The sequence below is a fragment of the Cohaesibacter haloalkalitolerans genome (assembly GCF_003574655.1).
GTDB classification, from domain to species: Bacteria; Pseudomonadota; Alphaproteobacteria; order Rhizobiales; family Cohaesibacteraceae; genus Cohaesibacter; species Cohaesibacter haloalkalitolerans.
The window spans coordinates 14874-34266 of sequence record NZ_QNUM01000003.1; the positions used below are offsets into that span (position 1 = coordinate 14874).

The window sequence follows — 19393 nt, forward strand, 5'->3', positions numbered from 1 at the left end:
CGATTTTCAGATGATAATAGGCACTCGGATTACAATCCGGGTGCACTGCCAATAGTGGTAGGATAGCCGCATGCTACATTTTGCCCGATGGAAGGTCACGCTGGTTCTACTGGTGGCTGTCGTAGGCCTTCTTTTCTCAATTCCAAATCTCTTTTCCGACCAGACTTTGCAAGATGAATATCCAAGCTGGCTGCCAAACGGCAAGCTGGTGCTGGGTCTTGACTTGCAGGGTGGCGCTCACATCCTGATGCAGGTTGAAAAAGACGGGATCATCAAGGACCGTCTCGAAATTCTCCGCGGCGACGTAAGGTCTGCTCTGCGAGAGGACAAGATCGGCTACACCGGCCTTGCTGCCCGGGATGGTGCCGTTCAGGTTCGCATTCGGGATCTCGCCCAGTTGGAAAGTGCCCGGGCAAAATTGAAAGAACTGGTTCAGCCGATCTCGACATCGCTGCTGTCTGGTGGCGGTGCAACCGAAACGTCCCTTGAAGTCAACAACGACGGTCTTGTCCGTCTGGTACTGACGGAAGAGGGGATCAATGCCCGCGTCTCCAGCGCCGTGGCCCAGTCGGTGGAAGTCATTCGCCGCCGCGTTGACGAGCTTGGCACCACCGAGCCATCAATCCAGCGCGAAGGCGATAGCCGCATTCTCGTTCAGGTGCCAGGTCTGCAGGATCCGGATCGCCTGAAAGACATTCTCGAAACGACGGCAAACCTGTCCTTCCGCATGGTGGACACGTCCATGGCAGCTGAAACAGCGCTCCAGACCAGACCACCGCTTGATTCCGAAGTGCTCTTTGAAGCTGACGATCCTCTCAATCCGAAGCCGCAAAACGAGCGCACTCCCTATCTGGTTCAGAAGCGCGTGCTGATCTCCGGTGACGAGTTGGACGATGCTCAGCCGACCTTTGACTCACGCACCAACGAACCGGTCGTTTCCTTCCGTTTCAACACCTCCGGTGCGAAGAAATTTGCCCGCGTAACAGAGCAGAATGTCGGTTTGCCCTTCGCCATTGTGCTCGACAATGAAGTCATTTCGGCCCCGACCATCCGCGAACCGATCCGCGGTGGATCGGGTATCATTTCCGGCTCCTTTACAGCCCAGAGCGCCAATGACCTCGCTGTCCTGATGCGCGCCGGTGCGTTGCCAGCCAAACTGACCATTGTTGAAGAACGGACAGTCGGTCCAGGCCTTGGGGCCGACTCGATTGCGGCAGGTGAAATCGCCGGTATCGTTGGTGCCGCAGCCGTTGTCGTCTTCATGTTCCTCGCATACGGCCTGTTTGGCCTGTTTGCCAACGTCTCATTGATCGTCAACGTGGTACTGCTGCTCGGGGTGTTGTCCTTCCTTGGTGCAACTCTTACGCTGCCCGGTATTGCCGGTATCGTTTTGACCATCGGCATGGCGGTGGACGCCAACGTGCTGATCTATGAGCGCATAAGGGAAGAGAACAATTACGGTCGCTCGACAATTGCAGCAATCGATACAGGGTATTCCCGTGCTCTGGCGACCATTCTCGACGCCAACATCACGACCTTCATTGCCGCCGTCATCCTGTTCTCACTTGGCTCCGGTCCTGTGAAAGGCTTTGCGGTTACGCTTGCCGTCGGCATCGTTACCACAGTGTTTTCGGCCTTTACGTTCAACCGTCTGGTCGTGGCGACCTGGATCAAATACCGTCGCCCATCCAAACTGCCAATTTGATGTACCGGAGATAAGATAATGAAAAAACTACGCTTTATCCCGGATGACACAAACATCCACTTCATGCGCCACCGGCGCTGGAGCTTTCCGCTGTCCGGCACTCTGCTGATTGCTTCGATCGTCCTGTTCCTGATTTCGGGCCTCAACTACGGCATCGACTTCAAGGGCGGGACGCTGATCGAAATCCAGACCGCTGAGCAAACCGCCGACCTTGCCTTCATCCGTGGCGAGCTGAACAACCTTGGCTTTGGCGACGTCGAAGTTCAGGAGTTTGGCGCACCCAACGACGTTCTCATTCGCATCCAGACACAGGAAGGCGAGGGGGAAGACGCCGAAATCGCCCAGCAGCGCGTGGTGGATCAGGTCAAGGCGACCCTTGGCAACACGGTCACCTATCGCCGCGTTGAAGTGGTCGGCCCGCGCGTTTCGGGCGAATTGGCGACAACCGGTGCCATTTCGGTTCTTTCCGCGTTGCTGGCCATCATGGTCTACATCTGGTTCCGATTCGAATGGCAGTTCGCCGTCGGTGCCGTGGTGGCGACAGCCCATGACGTCATCATGACCATCGGTGTCTTTGCGTTGTTGCAGATCGACTTCAACCTCACAACCATCGCCGCTATTCTGACAATTGTGGGCTATTCGCTCAACGATACCGTGGTGGTCTATGACCGTATCAGGGAAGACTTGCGCAAATACAAGAAGATGCCGCTAAAGGAAGTGCTTGATCAGGCCATCAACCGGACCCTGTCACGCACGACGCTGACGTCTTTCACCACCTTGCTCGCCTTGTGTTCCCTATACTTCCTGGGCGGCGAAGTGATCCGGTCCTTCACCTTTGCCATGATCTGGGGCGTATTCGTCGGCACCTATTCGTCGATCTTCATCGCAGCTCCTCTGCTCATCTACTTCAACCTGCGATCTGACAGCGTTCAGAAACCGGGTGATGAAGATGAACTCGAAGAAGCACCCGCGTCCTGATTGATGGTCTTGAAGTGGCTGCAGGGCAAAAAGGCCGAGCCCACTCAAAAGGAAACACCGCGTGCCGGGGAGCCCCAGCTTTCCGGCACGAACACCACAGCAGCTCCGATGTCCGGTCTGGAAATGACCGACGCCTATTATCCCCGACATGATCCCATCGACTTCTATGGCAATGGCGGCTTCCGTTTTGGCAGCATGTCCCATCAGGGCGCCATCCTTTTCCTGCCGAGTGGCATCCACCGCTGGGATGTTGAAACGCTGGCCACACTTGCGCCGGACCATTTCCTGAAGCTGCAGAGAGAAGCTGCCGACATTGAAATTCTGCTGATCGGCACCGGATCGCATCTGGCGATGATAGACCGTACACTTGTCGATGGACTGCGCCATGCAGGCGTCAAGGTTGACATCATGGACACCGGCGCGGCGGTCAGGACCCTCAATATTCTGCTTTCAGAAGACCGTGCAGTCGCCGCCGCGCTGTTTCCGGTAGACTGAACACAGGTGACGGGAACGCCACATGTCAGAGCCAATGGACGACTTCGCATTCTGCCAGACTGAACTGAAGCACCTTGATCCGGTTGGACATTTCATCGCACTGGCGGCCCCGGCGATCCATCGCCCGGCGTTCATGGCTCTGCATGCCTTTCTTGCCACGATCAACAGGATCCCGACGCATGTCTCTACCCCGGAAATGGGGCAGATCAGGCTGCAATGGTGGCGGGACATCATTGCGGACACTCAGTCAGGCTTTGGCAGCGGGTGCGGTCTTGCCAATATCGGGCCCTTGGCCACAGCGCTCAAGCAAGTCCAGTGGCAATACCATCTACGCGCGGAGCACCTGACGGCTATCGTTGATGCGCTGGAGTTCAACCTTGAGCACAACCCAATGCCAGACGAGGCTGCTTATCGACATCATGTCTGGCAAACCGATTCACTGCCAATACTACTCGCTTGCCAGATCCTGAACGAAGGAGGGGAGCCGCGCTTGCCTGAGGGCCTGATGGAATCGGCGGGACTCGCAACAGGACTGGCGAGACATCTGCAGAACTGGCCCCTCGATGCCGCCAACCGCCAGCTTTTCCTGCCACTGGAAAGCTTCACACGTCATGGCCTATCGCTGTCAGATCTGTTTTCGGGCAATCCGCCGGATGGTCTGAGGATTGCTATCGAGGCGCTTTGCCAACTGGCCAAAACCAGTCACCAAAGCGCCATGACCTCTCTCGGTCAGATGCCCAAGGAAAACGCAACGCGTTTCAGCCCGGCGTTTCTTGCTTTGGCAACCGTTCCTCGCACTCTTTCCCTCCGGCGCAAGTCCCCGACGGGTCAGCTTTCAGTTGCCAACTGGCGTCGCTACTGGAGCATCTGGCGCATGGCCGCTCGCTTCTAGTCCCGAGGGATCGCTGTCGCGTCGAGCCAGGCGCGTATATCTTCCAGCGCCCGTCGAGCCAAAGCCTTTTTCTTCGAAAGCTGCTTTTCAACGCCCCGCATTCTCGACCCGTCTTCGCGCTTGCGCGGGAAATCAACTGGCGGAAACAGGCCAAAGTTGACATTCATCGGCTGGAATGACCGGACACCGCCGTTGGAATCGATAAGGTGCCCACCGGTGATATGCCCCAAAAGAGCGCCGAAAGCGGAGGTTTCAGGAGGTGCGATTGCTGTTGCGCCATGCATTTCAGCTGCAATAAAGCGCCCGGCCAGCAACCCGATGGAGGCCGACTCGACATAGCCCTCACAGCCAGTGATCTGGCCTGCAAAGCGGATGTTCGGCTGACTCTTGAGCCGCAGCGTACCATCCAGCAGCTTGGGGGAATTGAGGAAAGTGTTGCGATGAATGCCGCCGAGCCGCGCGAACTGCGCATTCTCAAGCCCCGGGATCATCCGGAAGACCTCGGATTGCGCACCATATTTCATCTTGGTTTGAAAACCGACGATGTTGAACAGGGTGCCGAGCTTGTTGTCCTGCCGCAACTGGACAACCGCATAGGGGTCTTCGTCTGGCTTATGCGGGTTGGTCAGGCCGACCGGCTTCATCGGACCATAGCGCGGTGTATCTCGTCCGCGTTCGGCCATCACCTCGATCGGCAGGCAGCCGTCGAAATATTTCGCCTTTTCCCATTCCTTGAACTCGGCCTTCTCGGCGGCCAGCATGGCATCAAGGAACTGGTTATATTCTTCTTCATTCATCGCGCAGTTGATATAGTCCGCGCCGGTGCCGGACGGGCCCTTTTTGTCATAGCGCGACTGGAACCAGGCCTTGCTCATGTCGATGGAATCGAAATGGATGATCGGCGCGATAGCATCATAGAAGGACAGGGATTCCTCTCCGGTCGCGGCAAGAATGGACTGGGACAACGCCTCGGATGTCAGCGGGCCAGTGGCGACGAGGCACGGACCGGCATCCGGGCCGGGCAGGGCATCCATCTCGCCGCGTACGATGGTGATCAACGGATGAGACGACAGCTTCTGGGTTACCGCCTCCGAAAAAGCCTCCCGCGCCACCGCAAGGGCGCCGCCCGCCGGAATGGCATTGGCATCGGCACAGGCGATGATCAACGACCCGGCCTGCCGCATCTCCTGATGCAACAACCCGACCGCGTTGGCCTCGAAATCATCTGACCGGAAAGAGTTGGAACAGACAAGCTCGGCGCAATGGTCTGTCACATGGGCGTCTGTCGAGCGAATCGGCCGCATTTCATGCAACCGCACCGATACACCGGCATTGGCCAACTGCCAGGCGGCTTCCGAACCGGCGAGCCCTGCTCCAATGACATTCACTACCTTGCTATCCGTGGTCACAACGTTGAACTTTCCTCAAGAATCCCGATCGGGAACCGCCAAAACCGGCTGAATTTTGTCAAGATGGGATACCTAGCACTCTGGGCAGAAAATGCAAGGTTTCACGCTCAAACTGACATCACGATGTCGGGTGTTCCATGTTTTGCACCAACTGGACGCCCAAACATCTTTTTGTGTTGGCAGCGTAAAAATCGAGTGCTAACACCTATGCATCTCATACCATTTCTAAACCAGGCAAGGGGACTGAAAGATATGAACCTCAAACTGCTGACGGCACTTCCCTTGCTGGCATCTCTTGTCGCCTGTAATGCCCAAACGTCGGACTCGACGGCACGCTGGGTCTCGGCGATGAACAACCGCGCACCAACGGCAACCACCATCTATGTCTGCCATGCATTCGGTTGCAGCTTGAAATACGGGTTCCGTTTCACAAAGAAAGACCTCGACAAACTCAAGCGCATTTTGAGCGCGGGAAGCCGCAGCCCTGAAGCCGAACGCAAGGCCATCGGCAATGCTGTCGTCTGGTTTGAGAAGCGTGTCGGTCCGATCATCGGCTCCGACAAGGACAAGGGTGGCTTGGACATGCAAAACGCTGGCGTTCCAGGTCAGATGGATTGCATCGATGAATCGAGCAACACGACCTCGCTTATTTCATTCGCCCAGAATCACGGGTTCCTGAAGTATCACAAAGTGCAGTCCCCTGTTGCCCGTGGCTTCTTCCTCGATGGCCGCTATCCGCACGCAACCGCTGTCGTGCTGGAAAAGGAATCCGGCAAACGCTACGCCGTGGACAGCTGGATCTATGACAATGGTGTCTTCCCCAAGATCAAGCCATTGGAAGCCTGGATGGCAGAGTCACCCGCTCGCGGCTGATAGCCATCAACGAGGTGGCATCTGATTGCCAGCTTGAGACAACGGTTTCCGAACATCTCCATGAAGGCAGCGCTTAAGGCGTTGCAGCGTCGCCATGCCCGCAGCCTTGCAAGTTGCGCGAACGGCGACAAAAGCTTGTTGCGATAATTTCTCAGGACCGGGAAACCAGAAACTAGAAAGCCCACCGGGGGAGGAGGTCCGGTGGGCTTCGTAGGGTGTTTCAAAACGGGGAGGAGACGTTTCGAAACGACAGACTTTCGGGAGGAGGAGAAAGTCTGAAACTTTTAAATTTTACATCCCAACTGCGCGTCTTGCAGTCTGGGTGATGTCCGCACGTGAAATGCTCACTTCGCATTCTCTGTTGGACAAGCGATTTAGATTATCGACCGTGTCACGAAAATTGCGCCACTGCCTATAATTCTGAACAACCGTATCAAGCATCTTGATAATCCTGCGTTGCCGAACTCTTAGTGACATCGTCTCATCTGGGAGACGCCTTATTTCGTTTTCAATCAACATCTCGTTGCTGTTGATAAATAGATAGCAAACTCCGACGCTACTTTGCACTGCGAAATTATGCATAGCTGGCTTGCAGATCATGCAAAACCATCATTGCTCACGAGAAGAAGAAGAAAAATTCGCATATCAAAAATATTAATTGGAAAATACGTTATTATTTTCAGCAAGTTAGAGAATAGAAAGACAAATTGATTCCAATCAGCCCTGATACGTAAATTACCGTATATCACTTGGGTCAAGATCCCACCTCCTGTGAAAAGTGGAATTTTTCAAATTTTGTGACGTTGCAAAATTAACGTTCAAAAACACAATTGTGCGATGCAGCAAAATTCACCAGAATTGACATGATCTATATCAATGCGAATGAAAGATCAGTAGCGCCTGTCAATTTATTCAGAAAAATCATAAAGTTATAAAAATATTGACTTTTGACGGCGTTGTGCACCGCCAAAAGTATTACGTATTTTACCTCACCCCTAAAGCCTGAGAATCAGGCTTTCGAGTCGCGGCGCTCATTGAGCTCCTTCAAAAACAGCCCGGTATAGCTTTTCTCGCATTGCATGACATCTTCCGGCGTACCCTCAACGACAACTTGGCCACCACCATCGCCACCTTCTGGTCCGAGATCGAGAATCCAGTCTGCTGTCTGTATCACTTCGAGGTTATGCTCGATGACAATGACCGTGTTGCCCTGATTGACCAACTCATGCAGCACTTCGAGCAGCTTGGCGACATCGTGGAAATGCAACCCCGTCGTCGGTTCGTCCAGGATATAGAGTGTCCGCCCCGTCGACCGCTTGGAAAGCTCCTTGGCCAGCTTGACACGCTGGGCTTCGCCGCCCGAAAGCGTTGTTGCCTGTTGGCCGACTTTGACATAGCCAAGCCCCACTCGCTGCAGGGTGACCATCTTGTCACGCACGGAAGGCACCGCCGAGAAGAAGTCGGCAGCCTCGTCAACGGTCATGTCGAGCACGTCAGAGATAGACTTGCCCTTGAACTGCACCTCGAGCGTTTCGCGATTGTAGCGATGCCCCTTACAAACGTCGCATGTTACATAGACATCGGGCAGGAAGTGCATCTCGATCTTGATAACGCCATCTCCCTGACAGGCCTCACAGCGCCCACCCTTGACGTTGAAAGAGAAACGACCCGGAGCATAGCCGCGCGCCTTGGCTTCCGGCAACCCGGCGAACCAGTCGCGAATGGGCGTAAAGGCGCCGGTGTATGTCGCCGGGTTGGAGCGGGGTGTCCGGCCAATCGGCGACTGATCGATATCGATGACCTTGTCGACATGCTCCAGTCCTTCGATCCGGTCATGCGGAGACGGCATCTCTCGGGCGCGGTTGAGCTTCATGGCAGCGCTCTTGTAGAGCGTATCAATGAGGAAGGTCGACTTGCCGCCACCGGATACACCCGTCACACAGGTAAAGGTACCAAGCGGAATGGAGGCAGTCACATTCTTGAGGTTGTTGCCGCGCGCATTGACGACCGTGATCTGCTTTTTCTTCTTGCCCTTGCGGCGAGCGTGGTCAAGCATGATCGTCTTGGTGCCAGACAGATACTGGCCTGTCAGGGATGCCGGGTCGGCCATGATCTCCGCCGGGGTTCCCTTTGATACGATCCGCCCACCGTGGACACCCGCGCCCGGTCCGACGTCCACCACATAGTCGGCTTCCAATATGGCGTCCTCGTCATGCTCAACGACAACCACGGTGTTGCCGAGATCACGCAGATGCTTGAGCGTTTCCAGCAGACGGGCGTTGTCGCGCTGATGCAGACCGATCGACGGCTCGTCGAGCACATAGAGAACACCGGTTAGACCCGACCCGATCTGCGAGGCCAGCCGGATACGCTGGCTTTCACCACCTGACAGCGACCCGGAGCCACGCGACAGGGTAAGATAGTCCAGCCCGACATCATTGAGGAATTTCAGGCGCTCACGGATCTCCTTGAGAATCCGCTCGGCAATTTCCTTCTGCTTGTCAGTCAGCGTTGAAGGCAGATCCTGCACCCAATGGGCAGCGGCGCGGATGGAAAGGCTCGCCACCTGCGATATATGCTTGCCATCAAGCTTGACCGCCAAAGCCTCCGGCTTCAGGCGGTTGCCTTCGCAGGCTGAACAGGCATGAGCGGACTGATACTTGCCAATCTCCTCACGCACCATGTTGCTTTCGGTTTCGCGGAACCGCCGCTCCAGATTGGGGATCACGCCCTCGAAAGGCTTCGAGGTCTTGTAGGAACGAGCACCATCGTCATAGACAAACATCAGTTTCTCATTGCCCGTACCGTAGAGAATGACTTCCTGCGCCTTGAAGGGCAGCTCGATCCACGGCACCGTCAGCGAAAAGTCATAATGCTTGGCCAGCGCCTCAAGGGTCTGGCGATAGAAGGGCGAAGAGGTCTTGGACCAGGGCGCAATCGCCCCGTCCTTGATGCTGCGCGAGGTATCGGGGATGACCAGGTCCGGGCTGATCTGCAACTCACTGCCAAGGCCGTCGCAAACGGGGCAGGCGCCAAACGGATTGTTGAACGAAAACAGCCGCGGCTCGATTTCGGGGATGGTAAATCCGGAAACCGGGCAGGCGAACTTCTCCGAAAAGGTGACCCGCTTCGGCTCGCCCTTGTCGTCCGTCTCGTCAACCATTTCGATGATCGCCAGACCATCGGCCAGCTCAAGAGCCAGTTCGAGAGAATCAGCGAGCCGCTTCTCAATCCCTTCCTTGACCACCATGCGGTGAACAACGACCTCGATGTTATGCTTGAACTTCTTGTCGAGCTGCGGCAACTCGCCGTCATTATACATCTGGCCATCGATGCGGAAACGGGTAAGGCCCCGTTTCACCAGATCGGCCAGCTCCTTGCGGAACTCGCCCTTGCGGCCACGCACCATCGGCGCCAGCAACAGGAAACGGGTTTTCTCGGGCAGTTCCATCACCCGGTCCACCATCTGACTGACCGTCTGGCTTTCAATCGGCAGACCGGTCGCGGGACTGTAGGGAATGCCGACACGCGCAAACAGCAGGCGCAGATAATCGTAGATCTCGGTCACGGTCCCCACTGTGGATCGCGGGTTGCGCGAGGTGGTCTTTTGCTCAATGGAAATGGCCGGTGACAACCCTTCGATGGAATCCACATCAGGCTTCTGCATCATCTCCAGAAACTGACGGGCATAGGCCGACAGCGATTCCACATAGCGCCGCTGCCCCTCGGCATAAATGGTATCGAACGCCAGTGAGCTCTTGCCAGAGCCGGAAAGGCCGGTCATGACGACCAGTTGATCGCGCGGAATATCCAGATCGACATTCTTCAGATTATGCTCACGCGCGCCGCGAATCGAAATCATCTTCTGGCCAGGCGCAAATGGCATTTTGGGGGTATCAGTCATGTCAAACAGTCTTTCTCTCAACGCGGGCAGGCATCAGAACCACTACACGAATAGGCTTTACGGGGAGGGTGGGTGACAAGATCACCCAGCCTTGGTGTTTGTCCTGCAATTCTCACCCGATGCAATATCGGTTTATAAAAATCAAGGCAATGGCCAATTTCGATGGCTTCCGAACGCAAACAACTGAATCGCGGGGCTTTCATCCGTACATGATTTGTTCTATATTGTGAAGCTATTCATTGCATCGCCACCATGCATATGGCGCATATGGTGAGCACAGGCCCAAAGTATGGGGATTGCGCCAAAGCCATATGGAAGTCGGGAACGAAGCCGAATATGCTGGGCCAAATGCCTCGACGGACTGTCAGGATACAGCAAAGGAACAAAGGAAAAAGCAATGGCCGGTAGCGTAAACAAAGTCATTCTGGTGGGCAACCTGGGCGCAGATCCAGACATTCGCAGAACTCAGGATGGCCGCCCGATCTGCAACCTGTCTGTCGCCACTTCCGAAAGCTGGAAGGACAGGAACTCTGGCGAAAGACGGGAACGGACTGAATGGCACCGCGTGGTCATTTTCAACGAAGGCCTGTGCCGGGTCGCCGAGCAGTTTCTGCGCAAGGGCTCCAAGGTCTATCTGGAAGGCCAGCTTCAGACCCGCAAGTGGCAGGACCAGAATGGTCAGGACCGCTATTCTACGGAAATCGTGCTTCAGGGCTTCAACGGCAACCTCACGATGCTCGACAACCGCAATGAAGGCGGCGGCGGCTTTGGTGGCGGACAGTCCGGTGGTGATTTCGGCGGGCCTGGCGGATCTGGTGGTTCTGGTGGCGGCTTCAGCGGTGGTGGCAACTATGGCGGCGGCAATCCCGGCGGTTTCGGCGGTGGCCAGTCTGGTGGCGGACAGCCATCCGGCGGTTATCGCGACGAAATGGACGACGATATTCCGTTTTGATTTGACGACAGCTCAACGACAAAACCCGGCCTTCGAGCCGGGTTTTTCTTTGCCTGAAATCAAGCCTGCAACACACCAGACCGTGCGCTGCCAACCATGGCTCACTTGCTGCCGTTGTCAACGCCATTGTCGAGATAATTGCGGGCGGCTTCAAAGTCGACCCCGAAGGCACTGATGCAGAGATCGTCATATTTCGACCCGGGATAGACCGAGAGAATTTCAATGCGCATGTCGCTGAATTCCTGCCAGCCATCCAGAAGCGGCACAATCTGCTCTCCCGGCCGGTCCTCTAGCCTGTAAGACATCTCAAGGCCGGAATTGGTGCTGATATGAATGTCTCTGGCGCGAGCATTCTCTGTAAAGGACTTCCGGCTCTTCTGATAGCCGTTCCAGATATGGACCTCCCGTGCCGTGGCATTCGGCAGTGGGATGTATTCAAACCATTCACCAGCCCCGTCACCCGGAGCCCCTTCACACCAGGCGCTGGCCAGATTGTCTTCCCAGCCATCCAGATTGCCCGGCGTATAAGTCGCCACACGGGAAGGGGACAACACCGAGCTGGCGCAATAGGTGAAGCTGTCAACCAGCTCCGTCTGGATATTGACCGTATCGCAGCCACTGGCCTCAGCCGGCGCCCCGGAGGTCATCACAAGACCCGCCAACACCGCAGCGCCGAACAGAACCCCGTATCGATGATCAGAATGCTCGCATGTCATGATGTTAGCCCTTGTTTTCATAAACCTCAGGAACAGACCACGCCCGCCGGGCAAAGCCATATGTGTCACCTTTCACACCAGCAGCAACAATACCACGATTGCCACACCAACAGCGCCAACAACAGTTTCGTATCCGTCGAGGCGCAATGTCGCAGGATGGATGCCTTTGCCTTAGTCGGCACCATCCAGTTTATCGGCAACCGCCTTGTGATCCTGATAGGACTGGGCCTCGATATAGATCCTATGAACCTGAGGCACCCGTTCTCGAATATGCCGCTCAAGATCGGCAATCACCTGTTCCAGTTGGCCCACGACCATGTCATTGCGGAAGTCGAGGCTGATCGCGAGCAGGATCTCGTTGGGGCCCCGATGCATCGTCCGCAACTCGTTGACCATCGTCACTGCCGGATGTGAACCGATAATGGCAGCAATCTCTGCTTCGCTTTCGGTCGAGGCAGATTCGCCGATCAGCAGGCTCTTGGTTTCGAAGGCCAGCAGGATGGCCGTCAGGCCAAGGATCAGGCCGATGACAATCGAAGCCACCCCATCCATCCACGGCAAGTCAAGGAAATGTGACAGCCCGATGCCAACGGCGGCAACGATAAGGCCAAGCATCGCCGCACTGTCCTCGAACAGAACGGTAAAGACGGTCGGGTCCTTGGAATCGGCAACGGCCTGAAAATAGCTCCGCGTGCCCTTGGTTGCGCTAAATTCCCTCAGCGCCACAAACCAGGCCCACCCCTCGAAACAGAAGGCAAAACCGAGCACCACGAAGTTGATGGTCGGATTGCCGATCGGCTCGGGATGCATGACCTTTTCGATTCCCTCATAGAGGGACAGACCGGACCCGACGGCAAAAATCAGCAACGCGACAACGAATGCCCAGAAATACAGCTCCGCGCCATAACCGAAGGGGTGCTTGCCGTCGGCTGGACGACCCGCCCGCCTAATACCATAGAGTAACAACCCCTGATTACCTGTATCAACAAGGCTATGAATGCCTTCGGACAACATGGCGGAGGAGCCGGTGATCGACGCCGCAATGAATTTTGTTATGGAAATCAATGTATTGCCAGCCAAAGCCGCATAAATGACCTTCTTTGAACCGTGAGATGCCACGTCATTTCTCCCGCAATATATTCAGTATGCAAATTGTCGCTAATTCTTCTAACGGATAGACCTCCGTATGAAAATAGACAAAAACTGGTGATGGCCCTTTGACAATGTGAACATTTTCTTATATTCGTAACTACTAATATATAATTCGACAGCAGGAGAGAATTTTCCATGCGCAAGGCACTCCCGAAAAGAGGCACATTTCTTTCAGTCTGTTTGTTCGCCCTGACCGTTGCGGCTTCCGCCACCAACGCCAACAGCTTTACGGTCAAGCAGACAACCATTCTTGATAAAAAGGCGGTCTATGCCACCGTCCAGAGCACGGATTCCCTCTCGGCCCGTGTCCGCACCTCCGGCACGGTAACGGAACTGAATGTTACCGAAGGCAGCTATGTGAAGGCGGGAGAGACCATTGCCATGGTTCGCGACCCCAAACTCAGCCTGCAAATCGAGGCACTCGACGCCCAGATCAGTGCCTCCGAGCGACAGGTCGCCAACCTGAAGACCGAAAAGGAACGCGCCCAGCAGCTGTTTGACCGCGGTTCCACGACCAAGGCAAAGCTTGACACGGCCAATACCCAGTTTGATGTTGCCGAGAGCAATCTCGAAGCAAACAAGGCCCAGAAAGCCGTCGTTGTTCGGCAGATGGAGGAGGGCGCCGTTCTTGCCCCTCAGGCTGGCCGTGTGCTTGAGGTGCCAATCACGGTTGGCGCTGTTGTCATGACGGGTGAGTCTGTTGCCACCATCGCAAAAGACAATTACATCCTGCGCCTGTCCCTGCCGGAGCGTCATGCCCAGTTCCTCAAGAAGGGCGATCCCATCGAGCTGGCCGACCGCGGCGTCGAATGCAATGGCTCTTGCAACCAAACCGGTGAAATCGTCAAGGTCTATCCGGAAATCTCCGATGGCCGCGTTCTGGCCGACGCCACCGTTGCAGGGCTCGGCGACTATTTCGTTGGCGAGCGCATTCAGGTGCGCGTCGGGGCTGGCAGCCGCAAGGCCTATCTGGTGCCCACCGACCTCGTTTTCACCCGCTCGGGCATCGATTTTGTCCGCGTCAAGGGCACGGACGGAAAGCCGACGGAAGTCGCTGTCCAGATCGGCCTGCCGTACAAGGAAGATGGCAAGGATATGATTGAAATCCTGACCGGCCTTTCCGCTGGCGACGAACTCATTCAGCCATAACGGGACGGAAGTCACATAATGGAGAAGAAAGCCCATCATCTTGGCATTTCGGGGAACCTGGCCAAGAATTTCATAACGTCACCGTTGACGCCCCTGATGCTGATCACGGCCTTCGCGCTCGGCCTCATCGCTCTGATGATGCTGCCGCGCGAAGAAGAGCCACAGATTTCGGTGCCGATGGTCGACATTCAGGTGTCCGCAGATGGCCTGAAGGCAGAAGACGCCGTCAAACTGATCACCGAACCGCTCGAAACCATCATCAAGAGCATCGATGGCATCGACCATGTCTATTCCAACACCTATGACGACAAGGTTGTTGTCACGGCCCGCTTCCTTGTGGGCACAGACTCCGACGCCGCCATCCTGCGGGTGCATGACAAGGTTCGCGCCAACCTCGACCAGATCCCGGTCGGCATTTCCGAACCGCTGATTGTCGGGCGCGGCATCGATGATGTTGCCATCACCGTGCTGACCCTGTCACCGGATCCGTCCGTTGCCGACAAGTGGAACGATACGGCACTCTATGACATCGCCGACGAGCTGCGCGTTGAACTCGCCAAGCTCGACAATATCGGCCTGACCTACATCGTAGGCGGCCAGACCAACCAGATCCGCGTCGAACCGGACCCGGAAAAACTGGCCCTCTATGGGGTCACCCTGCAACAGCTGGTCGGCAAGGTTCAGGCGGCCAACAAATCCTTCATGGTCGGCTCCCTGAGAGAAGCAGGCAAGACTCTGCCGGTTGCCGTTGGCCAGACCCTTCATGGCGTGCCGGACATCGGCCTGTTGCTGCTGACCACGCTCGATGGCCGCCCGGTCTATGTCAAGGATGTCGCGACCATCGTTGTCGGCGGCAGCCAGGATGATCATCGCGTCTGGAACCTGACGCCAAAAGACGGGGGCGGCTTCAACCGTCTGCCAGCGGTCGAACTGGCCATTGCCAAGCGCAAGGGCTCCAACGCCGTCGTCATCGCCCATTCCATTCTGGATCGGGTCGAACAGCTCAAGGGGGAAATCATCCCTGAGGGCATTCATGTTGACGTGACCCGCGACTATGGCGAAACGGCCAACGAGAAGGCCAATGAGCTGCTCTACCACCTAGCACTGGCGACCATTTCCATCGTCATTCTGGTCGGGCTGGCCATTGGCATCCGCGAAGGTCTCGTCGTGTTGATCGTCATTCCAACGACCATTCTGTTGACGCTCGCAGCTGCCTATCTGATGGGCTACACCATCAACCGCGTCTCGCTGTTCGCGCTGATCTTCGCCATCGGCATTCTCGTGGACGATGCCATCGTGATGATCGAGAACATCTCGCGACACTGGTCGATGAAGGACGGACGGTCCAAGCTTGAAGCCGCAATCGAAGGCGTGGCGGAAGTCGGCAACCCGACCGTTATCGCAACGCTGACCGTTGTGGCGGCTCTGCTGCCGATGATGTTTGTCTCCGGCATGATGGGGCCCTATATGAGCCCGATCCCGGCGGTTGCCTCGGCGGCCATGGTGCTATCCTTCTTCGTTGCAGTGATGCTGACCCCGTGGCTAATGAACCTCATCGGCAAACAGGGCCACAGCGAAGCCGCAGACGGAGGCGTACTCGGCCGCATCTACCGGGCTATTGCAAAACCGGTACTCAACGGCCGCAGCCACGCCTGGGCGTTCCTGCTCATCGTCGGTATCGCAACCATCGGCTCGACCATGCTCATCTACACCAAGCATGTCACCGTGAAGCTGCTGCCGTTTGACAACAAGTCAGAAATGCAGGTGATTGCCGATCTGCCGGAAGGCTCTTCAATGGAAGACACCGACCGGTTGCTGCTCGCCGCCGCGCATAAACTGGAGGGGATCGAGGAAATTACCTCCATCCAGTCCCACGCGGGCACGGCAGCGCCTTTCGGCTTCAACGGTCTTGTCCGGCACTATTTCTTCCGTTCCAGCCCGGAAATGGGGGATCTTCAGATCAACCTGACTCCCAAGGGTGAACGCAGCCGCACGAGCCATGAAATCGCCCTGCAGGTCCGCGACCTGATCAAGGGTCTTCCGTCACCGGAAGGCACCGTGCTCAAGGTGGTCGAAGTTCCGCCCGGACCGCCGGTTCTCTCCACGCTTCTGGCCGAAATCTATGGCCCGGATCCGGAGACCCGTCGCGCCGTGGCAACAGAAGTGCGCAAACTGTTTGAAGAGGTGCCGTTCATCGTCGACGTTGACGACAGCTTCGGCACACCGACGACCCGTGCACGCCTCCGCATCGATCAGGACAATCTGGAATACCACAATGTCGATCAGGGCGATGTCTACAATACCATCTCCTATTATCTGAATGGTCAGGTGGTCGGCTATTCCCACAAGGGGGGCGGACGCCGCCCGGTCGAGATTGCCGTAAAGCCGGACAAATCGGACCTGACGGTCTCCGAACGTCTGCTGACGATCCCCGTTCCGCAAAACTCCATTCCGGACGAGCGCGGCGTGGTGGAACTGGGTGACGTGATCCGCATTGATCGCGAGAAGGCCAGCTTCCCGATCTACCGCCACAACGGACGGGCCAACGAGATGGTTCAGGCCGATCTGGCCGGCGATTTCGAAGCCCCGATCTACGGCATGCTGGCCGTACAGGAGAAGATCGACGCCCATGACTGGGGCAACCTGCCCAAGCCGAAAATCCTGCTCAACGGCCAGCCCAAGGACGATTCAGAAGTATCCCTGCTGTGGGATGGCGAATGGGAAGTCACCTGGGTCACCTTCCGTGACATGGGCGCCGCCTTTGGTGTGGCAATTCTGGCCATCTACGCTCTCGTGGTTGCCCAGTTCCACTCCTTCCGCGTGCCGCTCGTGGTCCTGACGCCGATCCCGTTGACGCTGATCGGCATCATGATCGGCCACTGGATCTTCCATGCGCCATTCTCGGCCACCTCGATGATCGGCTTCATTGCGCTTGCCGGTATCATCGTGAGAAACTCGATCCTGCTGGTCGATTTCGTTGGCCATGAAAAGGGTTCGGGAAGACCGCTCAAGGAAGTGCTTCTGGAGGCAGGGTCCATCCGCTTCAAACCGATCATGCTCACGGCGCTTGCCGCCATGATCGGCGCAGTGGTCATCCTCGCCGACCCGATCTTCCAGGGTCTGGCCATCTCGCTGCTGTTCGGTCTGGCCTCGTCAACCTTGCTGACTGTGCTCGTCATCCCGGCCATCTATGTGGCCCTCAAGGGAACCGACAAGCCGGTCTAGAAGACCGTGCCAGTGCCCACCAACAAACAAAAGCCCGGCACCTCGTGTCGGGCTTTTTATATGCAATATAGGAATCTGCAGATTTAGGCTGACACGCTGGTGTCTGCTTTGCGGACGAAGGAGACATTCACGCTCTTAACCCGAACTCCTGTTCAGGTTGCCAACGAGTAGACGCACCAAATGTCGAATTGCAAGCTTTGGTTTTGTTCAACTCATAGTTGAAACGACAGTCTTGCCGGAGGATCGTATAGTGTTGACCTTTTAATTTCAGCCGTATATCCGAGCGCTTTGATTGCTGTGATATACGATTTTCTCAAATCCTCACTCATCCTAGGGTCGAACAGTACGCGATCAAGTGTTTGGGAGGGATCTATCTTGAATCCAAATATATCGCTGGTGCATTTATGGTCCTCACCCGAGAATACCAGTCTAATCTCTTTCTCATGCGAAAATTCTTTGCGTTTATACAGTAGAGACTCTGCTATTCCAGAACCATTTGCGTCAAATATATTCACACTTTGTAATTTTTTTTTCAATGATTTCAGAGTCAGGTATCTCACCTTGCCAATAAAACATCTTAGCTCAGAGTAATCACCACAATCTCCTTTTAGAGCATCTAGGAGCTTTCTGGGTGTTGACCTAACCCGAACTCCATCTTTGTTCGGAGAATAGATCCTCCACATTGCGTCAGTCTCTCTGTGCAATGTCCAACACTGGCCATAAACCGAGTTTCTTGCAGCGATATCAGCGGTAGTCGTTCCAACTTTTATTTCAGATGATAGAAGCAAATTTTCAAATGGATCATCCCACTTAGATGGCTTTACTAGCGTGAGTTCCTTTGTGGTTAGAACTTGGATAAACCTGCTAACTGGAAAAATCCGATAAATTGGTTTATCGAGATCTTCAATATTCAAATTAATATAATTGCGATAGGTCATTCATTAACTCCATACACCCACGCTTACTCTTGCAAGCAACAGTGCTTTATCCTTCATAGCGGGTATTATATAGAGCCGCAACTCGCTATATCGCTTAGAAGTGGGTATGCAAAAAGTTGTGGTTTTAGCATATTCACGTAACTTGTTCGCTCCCAATTAGGTGCTGATAATGCTGCATTTCCTAATGTCGAGTTTGGGCTCCACCCCCCAATTCCATCCCCGCCTAACCAGCGGCGATGATGGCCTTGATGCCGTCGGCTATGAATTGCACGGAAAGTGCGGCGAGGAGGACGCCGAGCAGGCGGGTCAGAATGTTGCGGCCGCTGTCTCCCAGCATTTTCTCGACCCATCCGGCAATGAAGAAGGTCACCAGCACCAGCAACAGCACCAGAATGATGATGACAAAGATCGAGCCTCGGCTTATCCAGTCGGACGATTGCGACGACAGCAGCAGCACGGCTGAAATGGCCCCCGGTCCAGCGATCAACGGAATGGCGAGAGGAAAGACGGCGATGTCATGCATCTCGTCGTCCGACAGCGCCTGTTCGGCCGACTGGGATTTGCGTTTTTCCCGTTTCTCGAAAACCATCTCGAAGGCGATGGCAAACAGCAACAGGCCACCGGCGATTCTGAACGCGGGCAGGGATATGCCCAGCACCTGCAGGATGACATGGCCGATCAATGCAAAAACGAGCAGGATTCCGGCTGCCACCAAAACGGCACGCGTGCCGATCTTGAGGCGGGCCTGTTTGGACGCACCGCTGGTTATTGCCAGGAAAATTGGCGCCAGACCAATCGGATCAATGGTAACGAAAAGGGTCACGAAGGCATTGAGCATGACGTCCAGAGGCAACATTCGGGGGTACCTGTCTTAATGAAATGGGTAAAATCCGGGCGGATGCGTCCGGCAATTTCGCTCTAAGGCCGCATCATCGACCATGCTTGTAGCAGATTCAACATCCATCCTGTGATTGAGGGGCAATTTTGCTCACAGGAACAGAGCAA

Annotated in this window: 14 protein-coding genes; 8 read left to right on the top strand and 6 right to left on the bottom strand. The window is 55.6% G+C overall.

Features of this window, described 5'->3' with window-relative positions:
• Positions 1-70: 70 nt before the first annotated feature.
• The 4 genes from secD to DSL70_RS07680 all read left to right on the top strand — a co-directional run bounded on the left by secD (position 71) and on the right by DSL70_RS07680 (position 4070).
• Positions 71-1705, top strand: a complete 1635-nt coding sequence (gene secD / locus DSL70_RS22565; protein ID WP_119307352.1) for a protein translocase subunit SecD — start codon at positions 71-73, stop codon at positions 1703-1705.
• An 18-nt stretch (positions 1706-1723) separates the two neighbouring features.
• On the top strand, positions 1724-2683 hold the full coding sequence (secF, locus tag DSL70_RS22570; RefSeq protein WP_119307353.1) for a protein translocase subunit SecF: 960 nt from the start codon (positions 1724-1726) through the stop codon (positions 2681-2683).
• A 108-nt stretch (positions 2684-2791) separates the two neighbouring features.
• Complete coding sequence (locus tag DSL70_RS07675; RefSeq protein ID WP_119307854.1) at positions 2792-3178, top strand: Mth938-like domain-containing protein; 387 nt, start codon at positions 2792-2794, stop codon at positions 3176-3178.
• A gap of 22 nt (positions 3179-3200) precedes the next feature.
• Entirely contained in the window at positions 3201-4070 is an 870-nt protein-coding gene (locus tag DSL70_RS07680; protein ID WP_119307354.1) for a phytoene/squalene synthase family protein, read from the top strand.
• On the opposite strand, the gene trmFO is transcribed toward DSL70_RS07680, so the two are convergent.
• Positions 4067-5479 (bottom strand): methylenetetrahydrofolate--tRNA-(uracil(54)-C(5))-methyltransferase (FADH(2)-oxidizing) TrmFO, encoded by a 1413-nt coding sequence (trmFO, locus tag DSL70_RS07685; protein WP_119307355.1) that lies wholly within the window; start codon positions 5477-5479, stop codon positions 4067-4069. The two genes, DSL70_RS07680 and trmFO, sit on opposite strands and share 4 nt — an antisense overlap.
• Before the next feature lie 252 nt (positions 5480-5731).
• Here trmFO and DSL70_RS07690 point away from each other — a divergent pair, with 252 nt between their 5' ends.
• On the top strand, positions 5732-6352 hold the full coding sequence (locus tag DSL70_RS07690; protein WP_119307356.1) for a hypothetical protein: 621 nt from the start codon (positions 5732-5734) through the stop codon (positions 6350-6352).
• A 1009-nt stretch (positions 6353-7361) separates the two neighbouring features.
• On the opposite strand, the gene uvrA is transcribed toward DSL70_RS07690, so the two are convergent.
• A complete protein-coding gene (gene uvrA / locus DSL70_RS07700; protein WP_119307357.1) occupies positions 7362-10256 on the bottom strand; it encodes an excinuclease ABC subunit UvrA in 2895 nt (964 codons plus the stop codon).
• A gap of 397 nt (positions 10257-10653) precedes the next feature.
• Here uvrA and DSL70_RS07705 point away from each other — a divergent pair, with 397 nt between their 5' ends.
• Positions 10654-11208: a single-stranded DNA-binding protein gene (locus tag DSL70_RS07705; RefSeq protein ID WP_119307358.1), complete on the top strand. Its 555-nt coding sequence runs from the start codon at positions 10654-10656 to the stop codon at positions 11206-11208.
• A 101-nt stretch (positions 11209-11309) separates the two neighbouring features.
• On the opposite strand, the gene DSL70_RS07710 is transcribed toward DSL70_RS07705, so the two are convergent.
• Both DSL70_RS07710 and DSL70_RS07715 read right to left on the bottom strand, forming a co-directional pair.
• Complete coding sequence (locus DSL70_RS07710) at positions 11310-11924, bottom strand: NADase-type glycan-binding domain-containing protein (protein WP_119307359.1); 615 nt, start codon at positions 11922-11924, stop codon at positions 11310-11312.
• Between the two features lie 171 nt (positions 11925-12095).
• A complete protein-coding gene (locus DSL70_RS07715) occupies positions 12096-13043 on the bottom strand; it encodes a cation diffusion facilitator family transporter (protein ID WP_119307360.1) in 948 nt (315 codons plus the stop codon).
• A 168-nt stretch (positions 13044-13211) separates the two neighbouring features.
• Here DSL70_RS07715 and DSL70_RS07720 point away from each other — a divergent pair, with 168 nt between their 5' ends.
• Together DSL70_RS07720 and DSL70_RS07725 are read left to right on the top strand one after the other, a co-directional pair.
• On the top strand, positions 13212-14225 hold the full coding sequence (locus tag DSL70_RS07720) for an efflux RND transporter periplasmic adaptor subunit (protein ID WP_119307361.1): 1014 nt from the start codon (positions 13212-13214) through the stop codon (positions 14223-14225).
• Positions 14226-14243: 18 nt separating this feature from the next.
• Positions 14244-17450: an efflux RND transporter permease subunit gene (locus DSL70_RS07725; protein WP_119307362.1), complete on the top strand. Its 3207-nt coding sequence runs from the start codon at positions 14244-14246 to the stop codon at positions 17448-17450.
• Between the two features lie 212 nt (positions 17451-17662).
• On the opposite strand, the gene DSL70_RS07730 is transcribed toward DSL70_RS07725, so the two are convergent.
• Both DSL70_RS07730 and DSL70_RS07735 read right to left on the bottom strand, forming a co-directional pair.
• Positions 17663-18388, bottom strand: coding sequence for a DUF2971 domain-containing protein (locus DSL70_RS07730; RefSeq protein ID WP_119307363.1), 726 nt, complete (start codon positions 18386-18388; stop codon positions 17663-17665).
• 223 nt (positions 18389-18611) lie between these two features.
• Positions 18612-19244, bottom strand: coding sequence for a MarC family protein (locus tag DSL70_RS07735; RefSeq protein WP_119307364.1), 633 nt, complete (start codon positions 19242-19244; stop codon positions 18612-18614).
• Positions 19245-19393 lie beyond the last annotated feature (149 nt).